Here is a 16,075-nt window from a genome sequence, read left to right as displayed (position 1 = left end):
CCTTCGTACTCTTTTTTCTACCGTAGCATCGGCGTCCGGCAGGCGGGAGTCTGTTCAAACGGCCGTTCGCCCCATCAGAAGAACAGCTTGCGGAAGCTCAGGCTGACCACGCGGCCCGTGGGGTTCAGTTCGTCGGCCAGGTAGCCGGTGGGCGTGCGGCCGGCGGCGTCCCGCACCGTCTGGTCGGCGTCGAACAGGTTGGTCACCGAAAGGCTGACGCGCGACCCGCGAAGGAACGGATGCTTCGTCACCAGTTCGCGGTTCGCCCCGAGGTTGGCGAACAGACGCAGGTCGACCGTGGCCAGGCTGCCGAAGCGCAGATCCCCGGTCGGAGAGGCGGGCGGCGCATCAACCGTCGTCGCGCTCTGCCAGTTGGCGCTCAGGCGCCCGCCCATCCCGTTCCGCGAGATGCCGGCCTGGGCCTGGATCTGATGCCGGGGCTGCCCGCCGCCGTTGCCGGCCGCCGAACCGCGCAGCAGGTCGAAGACCGGCCCACCCTCACGGACCAGGATCTCGTTCTCGAGATTGACGGTGTGATAGACGGCGAACTGGATCCGGCCGCCCATGCCGCCCGGCCCGGGTCCGAAGCCCCGGCCCGGACCTCCTGAGCCCCCGGGACCACCGCCCCCCCCGGGACCACCGGGCCCGAAGCGCGGTCCCTCACCGAACCCGCCCTGGGCCTGCGCGCCTTCGGCCGACGGACGCCTCTCCGCACCGGGCGAGGCGCCGGCGGATGCGCCTTCCGGCGGCCCGCCGTCCGGGCGCTCCGCCGAGGATGCGCGCTGAGCTTCGGAAGCGCCGGATCCGGCGACCGCCCGGCCCGCGCCCTGTCCGCCCGCCTGGCCGGATCCGGCGCCCGGGAATCGCCGCTGCGGCTGCGGGCCCCACGGTCGCGAATAGTTGAAGCCCCAGCGCAGCGTCTCGGTCCGGGTCTGGGCGAAATTCAGGGGCCGATAGTCGATCTGGATCAGATCGCCGTCGGCGTTTCGGGTGAACCGGTCGGGAAACGCCGCTTCGATCTCGGCGGTGACCGCGGGAAGGCTCGCGGTCGGATTGTCGATGCGGCTGCGGACATAGTTGGCGCTCAACGTCAGGTCCTGGCCGGTGATCGGCTTCCAGGTCAGGCCCACCTTGGTCACGTTCCGCTCGTCGCCGACCAGCGCGGCGTTGCCCCCGTCCAGCCGGCGCACCTCCACCGTCCGGCCCGTGACATAGTCGAAGACACGGCTCGCCTCGGTGACGACCTGCGGCCCGCCCAGCTGGCTCATGCTGGGAGCGCCTTCGTCCCGCGTGTGCGACACGATCAGGCTGACGCCGGTCACCGGCCGCCAGTTCACGCCGAAGCCCACGGTGGTCAGGGCGCCGAAGTCGGACAGTTCGTCGATGGCCGCATTGGCGTTGAGCGACAGGTCGCCCAGGAACGGCAGGACGTCGTTCTTCCGGCTGGCGAGCGGGACGTCCACGCTGCCCTGTGCGCTCAGGGTGTTGCGTGACAGGTCCACGCTGCGCTCGACGCCCAGGCGCAGGGTGTCCGACGAGAGCCAACTCGCCGCCTCGCCAAGCTTGATCGACGTCCGGACCGGGCCCGCGGGGACCTCGAACGCCGGTCCGCTGGCGACGAACTGGAGGTTCACGCCGTCGCTCACCGACCGGGCCTTGTTGCCACCGCGCTCGGCGATGAGCGCCGAAGGCCAGGCCGCGAACGGCGAGGCGAGCGTTCCGCCGTCCGCCGCCGCCTGGAGCGCGCCCACGTCCACGCCCACGTCGCTGCGGGTGAACGAATCCGAGTGGTCGTAGGCGCCGGTCAGCGACAGGCGCCACTGGGCGATGTCGCGGTTCAGCGAGCCGCCGATCTGGCCGCTCCAGCTCTCGTTCGTCTGCCGCAGGGGGCCGAACGCCTCCACGTAGCGATTGAGGGTGACGTCGCCGGCGAACGGCGAGGCGGGATCGGTCCCTGGGATCGTCAGGCTGGCGCCCGGCAGACCGCGCATCCAGTCGCTGCGACTGGCGCTGAAGTTGGCCGTCAGCGTACCGCGGAAGTCGTTGGGGAGCGTACGCGCCACCACCACGTTGCCGGTGACGGTCTGGGTTTCGGGAACGAGCGTGCGATAGCGGCCGACATCGCCGGCGTTCGCCACGCCTGCGGTCGCCGCCAGGCCCGGGAGCGTCAGGGGCTGTCCCTGTGCGACGGCCGCCGGCAGGCCCGCCACCGTCACCGGGCCGCCGGCGAGCGCGCTGAGGGCCGGGTCGATCTCGCCGCCCCGCGTCGCGCCGGTGATGTTCCCGAGGAGATCGAAAGGCCGGGCCGAAACGGCGTCGCCGACATCGCGCTCGTCGGCCGTGATAGCCGACGACGACTGGGCCTTCAGCACCATGTTGACGCGGTTGTCGCCCCGGATCTCGATGCGGTTCAGCTCGACCCGCCCCGTGGCCTGTCCGCCGGCTGTAGGCCCGGCGCCCAGGACCTCGGCCGCCGTCGCCTGGAAACGCCGGCGCAGGACGAAGTTGACCACCCGCTGGTCGGCGCTGAAGCCGTACGCCAGCGCCGCCTCCTCGGGGAGGATGTCGACGCGCATGATCGCCTCGGTCGGGATGTCCCGAATCTCGCCCATGCCCGAGATGCGGCGGCCGTTCAGGAGCACGACCGGCGCTCCCCCGCCGCGGCCGCGACTGCTGCTGATCTGGGGGGCCAGTTCGCTCAGGAGGTCGGCGACCGAACTCACGCCATACGACTGGATCTGGGCCGGGCTGAGCTGGATCTCGGGCTGGATGTCCCCGACCACGGCGCCGGGTTGCGGCGTGTTGCGCGACGCCACGACCACCAGTTCCGAAACCGCGTACTCGTCATCCTCGGCGAAGTCCGCCGACGCACCCTGAGGGGCCGGGGCGGATGGCCCGGACTCAGGCGCCTGGGCGTAGGCCGACGTCGCGCCGCCCGCCAGAAGCACGGCGACCAGAGTGAACGCCGCGCGCTGCGACGCCGAAATGTCCTGAACCACCCAACCCTCGATCCTTTACGTGTCCCGCAGGCTTGCTCGCCCGTCGCGGCGGCGGAATTGAGGACCCTCGGTTACGCAATCATGTCGTTTCGGCGCGCACCCGAAACTTTACTTCGGATCGGGCAATCCGAGCACACGCTTCGAAACGACGTTCAGGTTGATCTCCGAGCTGCCGCCCTCGATCGAATTGGCCTTGGAGCGCAGCATGCTGCGCATGGCCGCCAGTTCGCCTTCGCCGAAGCCGGGCCCGCTCCAGCCGACGCCCTGATGGCCGAGGCTCTCGACCACCAGTTCATTGCGGTCCTGGGCGATCTTGGCGCCGGCGTACTTGATCGCCGCGGCCAGGTTGGAGGGGCCGTTGCCGGCCTTGGCCTCGTCCTGCTGGCGTCGCACGGTGAGCTGGAACGCGCGGTTCTCCATCAGGTGCTCGGTCACGCGCCGGCGCAGATCCGGGTCGGCCAGCCGGCCGCCCTCATCCAGGCCGACGTTGGTCTTGGCCGCGTCGATCACCGTCGGCACCGTGGCGGCGCCCCCGATGTTGCCCGCGCCCAGGCTGGCGCCGATGCCGTCGCGCTCGTGCTGCAACAGCCGCTTGGCGATCGTCCAGCCGCCGTTCAGCGGCCCGAAGAGCTGGTCCTTCGGCACCTTCACGTCGGTGAAGAACGTCTCGCAGAAGGGCGACGTGCCGTTGATGAGCAGGATAGGCCGCACCTCGACGCCGGGCGCCTTCATGTCGATGAGCAGGAAGCTGATGCCCTCATGCTTCTTCGAGGTGTCGGTGCGCACCAGGCAATAGCAGCGATCCGCGTACTGAGCGCCCGAAGTCCAGATTTTTGAACCATTTACGAGGAAGTGATCTCCCTTGTCCTCGGCCCGGGTCTGGAGGCCCGCCAGGTCGGAGCCGGCGCCGGGCTCGGAATAGCCCTGGCACCACCAGACCTCGCCCGACACGATGCCGGGGAAGTGCTCCTGCTTCAGCGCCTCGCTGCCGTATTCCAGCAGGGTCGGGCCGAACATCGAGACGCCCATACCCCCGATCGGGTTGCGGGCGCCGATCTTCGTCATTTCCTGCGACAGGACGCGGGCCTGCTCGCGCGACAGACCGCCGCCGCCGTACTTCGCCGGCCAAGTGGGCGTGCCCCACCCCTTCGCGCCCAGGGCCTTCCGCCACCTGAGCGCATCCTCGCTCTCGGGCTCGGCGCGAAGCCTGGCGAGTTGCGCCTCGGGCGCGGCGGCCAGCGCCTTGGGGAAGTTGGCCTCGAGCCAGTCCCGCACCTCGGCCCGGAAAGCCTCCAGGTCCTCGCCGCCGAAGTCCGCCATCTTATATCCTCCTCTGTCCACGGATCGCACGTCGGCCATCCGGGACGGTGTTGTCTTCACTTCGGGTCGGGCAGACCCAGCACGCGCTTGGCGATGACGTTGAGGTTCACCTCGGACGTGCCGCCCTCGATCGAATTCGCCTTGGTCCGGAGCCAGCCGCGCACGGCAAGGATCTCGGGCGTCTCGAAGCCCGGCCCCTCCCAGCCCAGGCCCTGATGCCCCAGGGCCTCGACCATGAGTTCCGACCGTTCCTTCGCGAACTCGGCGGCCGCATACTTGATGATCGAGGTGGCGGCCGACGGGCCGTTTCCAGCCCGAGATTCGGCCGCCGAGCGGGCGATCGTCTGCCTCAGGGCTGCAAAGGCCATCTTGTTCTCGGTGATCCGTCGGCGCAGGTCGACGTCCTCGGCGGCGCCGTACCGCTTCGCCAGTTCGGCCAGATCACCCGACGCCCCGCCGGCCGAACCGCCCTCACCGAAGCCGGCCGAGATGTTCTGGCGCTCGTACTGGAGGAGCCGCTTGGCGATCTCCCAGCCGCCGTTCACCCGCCCGACGAGATTCTCCTTCGGGACCTTCACGTCGGTGAAGAACGTCTCGCAGAAAGGGCTCTCGCCACTGATCAGCTCGATCGGCCGCGTCTCGACCCCCGGCGAGGCCATGTCGATCAGGACGAAGCTGATGCCCTCGTGCTTCCGGCTGGTGTCCGTCCGCACCAGGCAGAAGCACCAGTCGGCCTTGTCGGCATAGCTCGTCCAGATTTTGCTGCCGTTTATGAGCCAGTGGTCGCCCTTGTCCTCGCAGCGGGTCTGCAGACCGGCCAGGTCCGAACCCGCTCCCGGTTCCGAATATCCCTGGCACCAGCGGATCTCGCCGTTGACGATCCGCGGCAGATGTGTCCGCTTCTGCGCCTCGTCGGCGTACTCGAGCAGGACGGGCCCCAGCATCCAGATGCCGAAGGCCAGCACCGGAGGGCGGTAGCCGCCCCGGGCCAGTTCGCGCTCCAGCACCCGCGCCTCGTCCGCGGACATCCCGCCGCCGCCGTATTCCTTGGGCCAGGTGGGCGTGGTCCATCCCTTGGCGGCCATGCGCCGCATCCAGACGATCTGCGGATCGTCCGAATCGACGAACGCCCGCCCGCCCCAGACAGCCTCGGGATCTGTCTTCACCCGGGGCTCGCGCAATTCGGGCGGATACATCGCCTCCAGTTCGGTCCGGACCTCCCGAGCGAAAGCGTCAAGGTCCGTGGCGCCGAAGTCGGCCATACCGATCTCCCAAACTTACCGAAATCGGCCGCAAGATTAGCGTCCGCGGGCGCCGGGGCAAGGGCGACCAAACATCTGTTTGAGCGCAAGTGGCGAAACCTCGCCTATACAGGCGATTCGATGCGCTTCTTCCGCCATCCGGCCGTGACCGCCGCCGCGCCCTGGACCGCGGCCCTGCTGACGCTCGCCCTGGGCGCACTGCTGCTGGCGTCGGGCGCCCGGCCGTCGCTGCCCAACCGCTTCATCGTCCTCACCGACGTCGTGCCGGCGCCGCTGATCGAGATCAGCCACGTCCTCTCCAGCGTCCTGGGACTGGTGCTCGTGATGCTGGCGTTCGGCCTGCGGGCCCGGCTGGACGGCGCCTGGGCGGCCACCCTCATCACCCTCCTCATCGCCGCGCCGCTCAGCCTGGTGAAGGGGTTCGTCTGGGAGGAGACCGTGCTGCTGCTGGCTATGGCCGCCGCGCTGGCGCCCTTCCATCACGCCTTCCCGCGGAAGTCGCGCCTGTACCGCATGGAGATCACGCCCGGCTGGCTCCTGTCGGCGGCCTGCTTCCTGGTCGGGGCCGGCATGATCGGCATCTGGTCGTTCGAGAACGCCGACTACGCCGACATCCCGCTGTGGAAGATGATGGTCGGCGAGGACGCCGCCCGGTCGATCCGCGCCTGGACCGGCTCGGCGATGGTGCTCCTGGCGATCGGCGTCTGGCGCCTGTTCGCCTCGGCCGCCACGCCGCCCATCGTCGGCGAGGAGGATCCCGACTTCGATCGGGTGCGGGCGATCCTGGCGCAGGCCGAGGTCTCGCGCCCGACCTCGAACCTGGCGCTGCTGGGCGACAAGCGCTTCCTCTTCTCGGCGTCGGGCGACAGCTTCCTGATGTTCGGGGTGCGGGGCCGGAGCTGGATCGCCCTGGGCCTGCCGGTGGGCCGGCGCGACGAACGGCTCGAACTCCTGTGGCGCTTCCGCGAACTGGCCGACGCGCACGCCGCCCGGCCGGGGTTCTACAACCTGGAGCCGGATGACCTGCCGGACGTTGTGGAACTGGGCTTCGCGATCCAGAAGATGGGCGAGGCGGCCGTCTCGCCCCTGGACAGCTTCACCATCGAAGGGACGAAGCGGGGCAACCTGCGGCGCGCCTGGCGACGGGCCGGCGACGACGGGGCCGTCTTCGAAGTCATCCCGCCCGCCGAAGTCGCCGCGCTCATGCCCGACCTGAAGCGGATATCCGACAGCTGGCTGGAGGGCCATGCCGGCGGCGAAAAGGGCTTCGCGCTCGGCGGCTTCCACGAGCGCTACGTCCAGGAATTCCCCGTGGCGCTGGTGCGCTGGGAAGGGCGGATCATCGCCTTCGCGACGCTCTGGACGGTGACGTCGCGCAGCGCCTTCTCGATCGACCTGATGCGCTATGTGCCCGAAGGCCCGCCGCGGATCATGGATTTCCTGTTCGTCGAACTGATCAACTGGGGCCGCGCGCAGGGTTACGGCGCGTTCGACTTCGGCATGGCGCCATTGTCGGGTCTGGACGACCGTCCGCTGGCGCCGGCCCTCTCCCGCGTGGGCCGGCTGATCTACGACCGCGGCGAGGAGATCTACAACTTCCAGGGCGTACGCCACTACAAGTCGAAGTACGACCCGACCTGGCAACCGCGCTTCGTGGCCGCGCCGCAGAAATGGGCCATCCCGCTCCTGATGGCCGACGTGGGGCTGCTGTCTTCCGGCGGGGTGGCCGGCTTGGCCAAGCGCCCGAAGAAGGACTGAGGCCGGACCCGGCGGCCCGGCGCCCTAGCGAATGAGGCCCGCCGCCTCGGCGGCCAAGGTCAGGCATAGAACCGCGGCCGTGGCGCCGACCAGCATGAGCGCCCGCCACGGAACCAGCCGAGGGCCCTTGAACGGATTGGGCGGCAGGGCGCCCCGCCAACCCGAGAAGGCGGCCGCCGCCGCGAAGCCGGCGCTGAGTGCGAAGAAGGTCCGGGCGTCCATCGCGTCCTCCTACGCCAGTCCCGGGCGGCCATCCACAGGAACTATCGCCGCACACTACATCTAGCGTTAAGGCTTCGTTTACACCCCAAGGATCGGTGGGTAGCGTTCCGAAGGCACGGAGCGAGCGATTCGGATGAGCGCGGGGGCGCCCTGGAGCGTCAAGGGGATCGACCCGAAGGCCCGCGAGGTCGCCAAGGACCTCGCCCGGCGTTCGGGCATGACCCTGGGCGAGTGGCTCAACCGGGTCATCCTCGAAGACGACGTTCCCGACGAAGTCACCAGCGAAGCGCAGGTCACCGACCGGCCGTTCCGCCAGGGGCTCGGCCAGAGTCTCGCGCAAGGTCTCTCGACGCCGCGCCTGCGGGCCGTCCCCGATCCCGGCGCGCCCGAGTTCGCGCGGATCGCCTTCGCCCTGGACCGCCTGACGGACCGCATCGAAGCGTCCGAGACCCGGACGGGCCTCGCCATCAACGGCGTGGAGCATTCCGTTCGCCAGGCCCTGGCCCGCATCGAGGCCGCCGAACGCGAGCAGCAGGCCTCGGCGGCGCGACTGGAGGGCCTCCTTGCCGAGGCGTCGGCCGAACAGGGCTACAATGGCGATCGCATCCGACGGCTGGAGGCCGAAGCCGGGCCACGCTCGGCCGAGGCGCTGCGCCTGATCGAAACCCGCCTCGCCCGCGCCCAGCCCGAGGCGGTGGTCGAGACCGTGCTGGAAACGCTGGGTGACCGCCTCTCCACCGCCGAGGCGCGCACCGCCACCGCCCTCGACGAGCTCAAGCGCTCGCTCGCCACGCTCGACCGGCGCCTCGGAGCGGTCGAGCAGGAGGCCGATCCCGAGCCGAGGTTCGCCGCCCTGGCCGAGACCCTGGGCCGGCGCGTGGACGCCGTGCGGGCCGAGATCGCCGACCGGCTGACGCAGGCCGGAGGCGCCGGCTTCGAGGGCCGGGTCGCCGAACTGGCGGCGCGGGTCCAGGACGCCGAACGGCGATCCGTCCAGGCCGTGGAAGCCATCGGCCGCCAGGTCCTGGCCATGGCCGAAGCGGTGAACCGCAAGCTGGGCGATGTGGACGCCCGCGGCGCCGAGGCGATCGACCAGGTGGGAACCGAGGTCGCGCGGATCGCCGGGGCGGTCGAGCTGCGGCTGGCCCGCGCGGAACAGACCCAGGCCGAGGCGTTCGGGCGGTTCGAGGCCGAGTTGGCGAGGGCGGTCCGCGCGCCGGGAACGGGCTTCGGCGCGACGGCTCCGGACATCGCCTTGTCCGACATCGACTTGCCTGAGGCGACACCCGATGGGGCGACAAGGCCCGCCGTCGATTCCCTGGCCGCCGCCATTGCAGCGCTCGGACCGCCGCCCGAGCCGGAACCCGAGCCCACACGTGAGACCGAGGCGGCCCTGGCCGATGTCGCGACGGCGGCGCTCGGCCCCGAGCTTCTCGCGCGCGCGGAAGACGTCACCACCGCCGCCGACGCCGAGGACGACGTCATCGATCCGCCCTGGCGCCGGCTCGACCTGGGCGCGCCCGAACTGGACGTCCCCTCAGACTTCGCGCCGATCGCCGAAGACCTCGACGACGATCTGTTCGAGCCGGGAGCGACCTCCGAGGACGTCCAGGCGCACGACTTCGCCGCGCCCCCGACGGCGTCGGCCCCCGGGCCGCAGCTTTCGACCCGCGAGGTCATCGAGCGCGCCCGCGCGGCCGCCCGCGCGGCCGAGGACGCCAGCCAGCACGGCGCGGGCCCGGACGCTCGAGACATCGATGTGGCGGCCGCGCGCGTCCGGGCCGCCGAGGTGAGGGCGCGCCTGGGCGCCAAGGCGTCGGGCCGCCTGTTCCAAGGCTTCGCGGTCAAGCCACGGCGTGCGCCCAACTCGCCCTTACAGACGGCGCTCATGGTGGCCGGCGGCGCAGCCTTCCTCAGCGTCGGCGCCGCCGGACTCACGCTGATGCGGCCGCACGGCGGTCACCAGCCGACCGAAGCCCCGCAGGTCCCCGTCCAGCAGGCCCCCGTTTCACAGACCCAACCTCCGGCCCAGACCCCGCCCCGCGCGGCGATGGCGCTGGGGCCGACCACGCTGACGGGCCCGGCTGCGACGTCTGTCGCCGCCTTCGAGCAGGTCCGTGGCGACGTGGAGGCCGGGACACCCGGCGCCCTGGGCCGGCTCACCGCCCTCGCCGAGGCCGGCCACGCTCAGGCCATGCTCTACCTGGCCCAGCTCTACGACGAGGGCTCCGCTGGCCTGCCGCGCAATCCCGCCGAGGCCCGGCGGCTCACCGGCCAGGCCGCGGAGGCCGGGGATGTGAAGGCGATGCACAACCTCGGCGTCTATCTCTTCCGCGGCGAAGGCGGCGCCCAGGATCTGGTCGGCGCGGCGCAATGGTTCCGCAAGGCCGCCGCGGCGGGCGTTGTCGAGAGCCAGTACAATCTCGGACTGCTCTACCAGTCGGGCAGCGGCGTCGCGAAGGACGAGTCCCAGGCCCGGTACTGGTTCCGCCTGGCCGCGGCCCGTGGCGACGGAGAAGCCCGCCGTGCGCTCGCGGCGCTGAAGCCCGCCCCTGTTTCACCGGCTCAGCGTTGACGCGGCCGGTCCGCACGGCCTAGGCCGGCGCCGTGGATATCTACCTGCCCATCGCCGAGGTCTCGGTGAACGCGCCGACGATCGTCGCGCTGGGGGCCCTGGTCGGCTTCATCTCCGGCATGTTCGGCATCGGCGGCGGCTTCCTGATGACGCCGATGCTGGTGTTCTTCGGCATTCCCCCCGCGGTGGCGGTCTCGACGATGGCCAACCACGTCGCCGCCTCCTCCATGTCCAGTGTGATCGCCTACAGCCGCCGGCGGGCGGTGGATCTGCGGATGGGCGCCGTGCTGGCGGCCGGCGGCGTCGTGGGGGCGATCCTGGGCGTCGAGCTTTTCCGCTGGCTGCGGCTCCTGGGCCAGGCCGACCTCATGGTCTCGGTCTCGTATCTCCTGTTCCTCAGCGTGATCGGAGGCCTGATGCTGGTGGAGAGCGTCGGCGCCATCCTGCGCCGGCGCCGGGGCGACACGGCTCCGGCCCGTCGCGACCGCCGGCCGGTGTGGCTGTACGGCCTGCCCCTCAAGATGCGGTTCCCGCGCTCGCGCCTCTACATCAGCGTGATCCCGCCCCTGGCGCTGGGGGCTTTCGTCGGCATCCTCTCGGCCATCATGGGCGTCGGCGGCGGGTTCATCCTGGTGCCGGCCATGGTCTACATCCTGCGCATGCCCGCCGGCATGGTGGTGGGCACCAGCCTGTTGCAGATCATCGTCACCACCGCGCTGACCGGGGTGCTCCAGGCGGGCCGCAACCAGACCGTCGACATCGTCCTCGCCATCCTCCTGATCGCGGGGGGGATCGTGGGGGCGCAGTATGGGGCCCGCGCCTCGTACCGTTTCCGGGCCGAGGAACTGCGGGCGATCCTGGCGTTGATCGTCCTCGTGGTGGGCCTGCGCATGGGCCTGGGCCTGTTCCTGACGCCCGAGGAGCCCTTCGTCCTGATGGCGGGGGCGAACGGATGACCGACCTGCCGCCGCCCTCGGCTCCGCCCGTGGCGGCTCCGCCGGCCGCGGTCGGCGCGCCGGCCATTTCCGCGGCGCTGACCACCACCACGGTGCAGGTGAAGTCCGACTTCCGCGGCGCCCGGATCGTCCTCTACGGCGCCGTCTTCGATACGGGCGACCGGCCCACCGACGTGGTGGTCATGGTCCGCGGCCCGGAGCAGCCGGTGCGCCTGACCCGGAAGCAGAAGGTCGCCGGTCTGTGGCTCAACAGCCGGCCGGTCGTGTTCGACGGCGCGCCGGGGTTCTACCGGGCGGCCTCGAACCGCCCGCTACAGGACATCGCCACCTTCAGCACCCTGCGTCGCCTGGGCGCGGGCGTGGATCATCTGACCATCAACGCCCCGGCCGAGCAGCGCGTCGAGACGCGCTACGGCGTGCGCGACGTGGTGGTGAGCCGGCTCGGTCCCGACTACTACGACTGGCGCCGCGCCGTCGTCCGCCTGAAGGAGAAGGCCGGCCTCTACCACGAGGACCAGCAAGGCGTGCGCTTCGTGGATCGCGGCCTGTTCCGCGCCGAGATCGCCCTTCCGACGGGCGCGCCCACGGGCGAATACCGCGCCGACATCCTGCTGTTCCAGGACGGCCGGCCGGTCTCCAGCCGGGCCCGGACGCTCACGGTCGAGAAGGTCGGCCTCGAACGGGCTCTTTACGTGTGGGCCCATGACAGGCCATGGTCGTACGGTCTGGCAGCCATGGCGTTCGCGCTGGCGGCCGGTTGGGCGGCCTCGGCGGTGTTCCGGAGAGACTGATTGCTCATGGAAGACGTGCGGCCCGCCCGGCGGGCGGAGTCCATTCCGGCGACACTCTGGGCCATCGCCCTGCTGGCGTTGGCGCCGTTCCCCGTCACTGCGCTCCTGTTCGCCTACGGCCCGCCCGACGTTTCGCGGCCGGCGCTCACCACCCTTCTGGTGTGCTCCACGGCGGTGCTGTCGTTCCTGGGCGGCGTCCGCTGGGGGCTCGAGACCCGCGAACCGCGTCCCCGCTGGATGCGCCAGGCCTTCTCCGCGCTCTGCGCCGTGGCGGCCTGGGTGATCCTGCTGGCCCGCGGCGCGGCGCCCGACAGCTGGATCATAGGGGGCTTCCTGGCCGCCTTCCTGCTCCAGTGGCTGTTCGACCACCACGCCCCCGACGCACCTTCGCGCTATCCTGCGCTGTCCACGGCCGTCACCGTCTCCGCCTGCATCTCCCTGGGCCTCGCGCTCGAGACCGCGATGCGGGTCTGAAGCGCCTGCCGAACTCACGGCTTTCCGTCGCCGGCTTCAGACAACCGTAACGCCCGGCGGCCTAAGGCCCCGCCGAGGCGTCCCGCCTTGCGTAAGACCGGCGTGATGAAGAAGAAGGCTGCGATCAGGCCCTACCGAAGTCTGGCCGCGCTCGGGAAGAGCGGCTCGACCACGCGCGTCCTGAATCTGTCGTTCGTGGCCGACACCGCCGGCCACCTCCCCGAATACCACGACCGGCCCTTCTTCCGCGCGCCACAGCTCAATCGCTCGCTTGTGCTCAAGCATCGGCTGCGGCCGGACGATCCCGAGATGCTCGACGGCGGGCGCGGCACCGCCACCAAGGTCGTCGTGCCGCTCGATCCGGGCAACCTGGCGGCGGGTGGCGCGTCGTTCCTGATCGGCCAGACCGGCTGGCTGGAATTGCTGGAGCAGATCGCCGACGCCCGGGACGAAAGCGTCCATGACCGGCGGCTGCTCGAATGCCTCGACACCCTGCCGTCGTTCGACCCCTTCCTGCTGCGGGAACACCTGGGTCGCCTTGGGTTCAGGCCCGCCGACTGCTACTTCGCGATTTCCCCCGGCGACCGCGAGCAGATGCGGTTGTTCGTGCAGGCCGAGATCGGACGGCTGATCGAGCGGGCCTTCGGCGGCGGCGGAAGCGGCAGCCAGCGGGCGTCCACGGCCAAGCTGGTGGACATCATGCTGGCCGCCGACGTCGACGAGCGGCTCGACCCCCTGCGTCTGACCCTGCGGCTGGAGCCCAAGTCCTATCGGGAGGGCATCTTCAGCTGGAAGGGGTTCCTCTACTACAAATGGTCCCTGGCCTCGCTGCTCGACCACCTCCAGGAGGTGATGCGCGGGATCGGCCGGCTACAGACCAACGAGCGTCCAGCCCCCGAGGCGGCCGCCTTCCTGGAGGGGGCCCGCGGACGCATCCAGAAGAGCATCCAGAGCCGTTGCCGGGACGTCAGCCTCGGCCTGCAGACCTACGACGAGGCCTACTCCGGTCTCATCGACCGCGGCGACGCCATCGTCTTCCGCGATTTCCTGCTCTCGGCGCCCGGGTTGTTCCTGGAACTGGGCGAGCGCATCGGGATGATCTCCCACGTCGCAACCTACTGGCGCTACCGGTTCCCGCCGGGCGCGCCGCTACGCGCGTCTTCGGACGAGGTGGTGGCGATATTCAAGGACTTCGAGGCCCACCTGGCCAATCCGACGCTCTACCTGGCCGCCTGATCGGGTTCAGTCGGGCGCGATCCGGCGCCAGCCCACCGCGCGGACCCGGCCCGCCCCCAGCACGCCGGCCAGGGGCGGTCGCGCGAACAGGCCGGCGAAGGCGGGATCCCGCACGCTCAGCCCGCCGGCGTAGGCGCCGAAGGCCGGCAGGATCGCGCGCGCCCCGTCGGTGAGGAAACAGCGCCGCCGCACGCTTCCCCGGGCCGCGACCACCCGGGCCGCCGGATGCAGATGGCCCGCCACCTCGCCCGGGCGGTGACCGGGAAGGGGTTCGTGGCGCAGCACGAGGCCCGCTGTCGCCAGTTCGTCCACGACGTCGCCCGGCAGCGACGCCGGCCCGTCGGCGTCGTGGTTGCCCACAACCCAGACCAGCCGCCGCCCCGAGGCCAGACCCGCCAGGCGCGCCACGTCACCGCTGTCCAGTCGTCCCTCGGCGCGGCGATCGTGGAAGGTGTCGCCCAACAGGACCACGCTGGCCGGCGCCAGGGCCTCGACCTCCCGCGAGAGCCGGTCCAGCGTCTCGCGCGTGTCGTAGGGGGGCAGCATCTGGCCGCGCGCCGCATAGGCGCTGCCCTTTTCCAGATGCAGGTCGGCCGCGACCAGCATCCGCTCGGCCTCCAGCCACAGCGCGCCCGAGGCGCGCATCACCACGTCCACTCCGCCCAGCCGCACGTGCAGCCCGCCGCAGGCACGGGAGGAAAAGACGTAGGGCGCCGCCAGGGTCACATCGTTCATCGGGTGGCCTCGGCGATGAGATCTTCCTCGGCTTCGGCCAGGATCGCCTCCCCGGCCGATCCGGGCGAGCGCTCCTTGCCCAGCTCCAGCATCAGCGGCACGGCGAACGGCGACAGCCGGTCCAGCGCGGCGTGCCGGATGCGTCCCTGGATGCGCGCCAGCATGTCGCCCAGGCGCGCGACGTCGATCATGCCGGTGGCCGCGTCCGCCCGCGCGCAGCGCAGCAGCAGGTGGTCGGGCTGGTGACGCCGCAGCACGTCGTAGATCAGGTCCGTCGAGAAGGTGATCTGCCGCCCCGTCTTCTGTTCGGCGCCCGGGAAGCGCCGCTCGATCAGGCCCGAGATGATCGCACAGCCCTTGAAGGCGCGCTTCATCATGAAGCTCTCGTCGAGCCACGCCTCCAGGTCGTCGCCCAGCATGTCCTGGGCGAACAGCGCGTCGAAATCGAGGCCGTCCATCGGCTCCAGCGCCCAGATCGCCAGCGCATAGTCGTTGCAGACGAACCCCAGCGGGCCCGCCCCCGCCCGCTCGAGCCGCCGGGTGAGCAGCATGGCCAGGGTCGTGTGCGCCAGCCGGCCCTCGAACGGATAGAGAGTCATGAAATGGCGCCGGCCGCGGGGAAAGGTCTCCAGCAGGAGTTCGTCCTCGCGCACGATCATCGAGCGGTCGCGCTGAAGCTCCAGCCATTCGCGCACGTCCTCGGGCAGCACCGCCCAGTGCGACTGGTCGAACATGAGCTGGCGCACGCGCCGGGCCAGATAGGTGGACAGCGCGAACTTCGAGCCGCCCCACGAGGGCATCTTGGGGTCCTTGTGGTGCGCCGGCCGCACCAGGACGTCCATGTTGGTGATCCCGGCCAGCTCCCAGATCTGGCCGGCGAAGACGAAGGTGTCGCCGGGGTCCAGCATCTCCAGCATCCCCTCCTCGACCTCGCCGATCTTGCGCCCGCCCCGACCGCCGCCTTTGGGCCCGCCGCGCATGGCGATCCGCACCGCCAGCATGGCGGGCGAGACGATGGCGCCCACGTTCAGCCGGTGGCGCTGGGCGGTGGCCAGGTCGCGCACCTTCCAGCGCCCGTCGGGGCCGCGGACGATGCGCCGGAAGCGGTCGTAGGTCTTGAGCGCGTAGCCCCCGGTGGAAACGAAGTCGACCACCTGCTCGAAGTCCTCCCAGGACAGGTGGCGATAGGGTCCGGCCGAGCGGATCTCGTCGTAGAGCGCCAGCGGATCGAAGGGCTCCGAGACCGCGCAGCCCATGACGTGCTGGGCCAGCACGTCCAGCGCGCCGATCCGGGGCGCGTCGCCGTCCAGCCGGTTCTCGGCGATCGCCTCGCGCGCGGCCTGGCACTCCAGCATCTCGAAGCGGTTGGCCGGCACGAACAGGGCGCGGCTGGGCTCGTCCAGCCGGTGGTTGGCGCGGCCGATCCGCTGGACCATCCGCGATGCCCCCTTGGGGCTGGCGAGCTGGATCACCAGGTCCACGTCGCCCCAGTCGACGCCCAGGTCGAGGGTCGAGGTGCAGACCACGGCGCGCAGTTCGCCCCGGGCCATGGCGGCCTCCACCTTGCGCCGCTGCTCGGCGGCCAGGCTGCCGTGGTGCAGCGCGATGGGCAGATTGTCGTCGTTCAGCCGCCACAGCTCCTGGAACGCGAACTCGGCCTGGAAACGGGTGTTGACGAAGACCAGCGCGATGCGCGCCCGGCGGATGGCGTCATAGACCTCGGCCATGGCGTGCTGCGCCGTATGTC

The 16,075-nt window shown here is 71.0% G+C and carries 12 protein-coding genes; 6 read left to right on the top strand and 6 right to left on the bottom strand.

What is annotated here, in order from left to right:
* Positions 1-74: 74 nt before the first annotated feature.
* The 3 genes from ABS78_RS18145 to ABS78_RS18135 all read right to left on the bottom strand — a co-directional run bounded on the left by ABS78_RS18145 (position 75) and on the right by ABS78_RS18135 (position 5,581).
* Positions 75-2,999 carry a TonB-dependent receptor plug domain-containing protein gene (locus ABS78_RS18145; protein ID WP_293382644.1) on the bottom strand — a complete coding sequence of 975 codons (2,925 nt, stop codon included), beginning with the start codon at positions 2,997-2,999 and terminating at the stop codon, positions 75-77.
* Positions 3,000-3,107: 108 nt separating this feature from the next.
* Entirely contained in the window at positions 3,108-4,319 is a 1,212-nt protein-coding gene (locus ABS78_RS18140; protein ID WP_293382642.1) for an acyl-CoA dehydrogenase family protein, read from the bottom strand.
* A gap of 56 nt (positions 4,320-4,375) precedes the next feature.
* Positions 4,376-5,581 (bottom strand): acyl-CoA dehydrogenase family protein, encoded by a 1,206-nt coding sequence (locus ABS78_RS18135; protein ID WP_293382639.1) that lies wholly within the window; start codon positions 5,579-5,581, stop codon positions 4,376-4,378.
* Between the two features lie 120 nt (positions 5,582-5,701).
* Between ABS78_RS18135 and ABS78_RS18130 the strand changes: the two genes are divergently transcribed.
* The gene (locus ABS78_RS18130) at positions 5,702-7,339 is read left to right on the top strand and encodes a phosphatidylglycerol lysyltransferase domain-containing protein (RefSeq protein ID WP_293382636.1); all 1,638 of its coding nucleotides are present in this window, start codon (positions 5,702-5,704) and stop codon (positions 7,337-7,339) included.
* 24 nt (positions 7,340-7,363) lie between these two features.
* Here ABS78_RS18130 and ABS78_RS18125 read toward each other — a convergent pair whose 3' ends face one another.
* Positions 7,364-7,561, bottom strand: coding sequence for a hypothetical protein (locus ABS78_RS18125; protein WP_293382633.1), 198 nt, complete (start codon positions 7,559-7,561; stop codon positions 7,364-7,366).
* Between the two features lie 133 nt (positions 7,562-7,694).
* Between ABS78_RS18125 and ABS78_RS18120 the strand changes: the two genes are divergently transcribed.
* From ABS78_RS18120 to ABS78_RS18100, 5 genes are all read left to right on the top strand, one after another.
* On the top strand, positions 7,695-10,136 hold the full coding sequence (locus ABS78_RS18120) for a hypothetical protein (protein WP_293382630.1): 2,442 nt from the start codon (positions 7,695-7,697) through the stop codon (positions 10,134-10,136).
* Between the two features lie 32 nt (positions 10,137-10,168).
* A complete protein-coding gene (locus tag ABS78_RS18115; protein WP_293382628.1) occupies positions 10,169-11,092 on the top strand; it encodes a sulfite exporter TauE/SafE family protein in 924 nt (307 codons plus the stop codon).
* Entirely contained in the window at positions 11,089-11,883 is a 795-nt protein-coding gene (locus ABS78_RS18110) for a TIGR02186 family protein (protein ID WP_293382625.1), read from the top strand. The genes ABS78_RS18115 and ABS78_RS18110 overlap by 4 nt, the downstream gene beginning before the upstream one ends.
* A gap of 6 nt (positions 11,884-11,889) precedes the next feature.
* Positions 11,890-12,357, top strand: coding sequence for a DUF3429 domain-containing protein (locus ABS78_RS18105; protein ID WP_293382908.1), 468 nt, complete (start codon positions 11,890-11,892; stop codon positions 12,355-12,357).
* Positions 12,358-12,444: 87 nt separating this feature from the next.
* The gene (locus ABS78_RS18100; protein WP_293382622.1) at positions 12,445-13,593 is read left to right on the top strand and encodes a hypothetical protein; all 1,149 of its coding nucleotides are present in this window, start codon (positions 12,445-12,447) and stop codon (positions 13,591-13,593) included.
* Positions 13,594-13,599: 6 nt separating this feature from the next.
* Here ABS78_RS18100 and pdeM read toward each other — a convergent pair whose 3' ends face one another.
* On the bottom strand, positions 13,600-14,328 hold the full coding sequence (gene pdeM, locus ABS78_RS18095) for a ligase-associated DNA damage response endonuclease PdeM (protein ID WP_293382619.1): 729 nt from the start codon (positions 14,326-14,328) through the stop codon (positions 13,600-13,602).
* On the bottom strand, positions 14,325-16,075 hold a 1,751-nt coding region (locus ABS78_RS18090), incomplete at its 5' end, for a helicase-related protein (protein WP_293382617.1). The genes pdeM and ABS78_RS18090, both read right to left, overlap by 4 nt.

Source organism: Phenylobacterium sp. SCN 70-31 (assembly GCF_001724605.1).
In the GTDB taxonomy this organism is placed as follows: domain Bacteria; phylum Pseudomonadota; class Alphaproteobacteria; order Caulobacterales; family Caulobacteraceae; genus Phenylobacterium.
The sequence above is the reverse complement of the archived record's forward strand: the minus strand, read 5'-3'. Positions and strand labels throughout refer to the sequence as shown.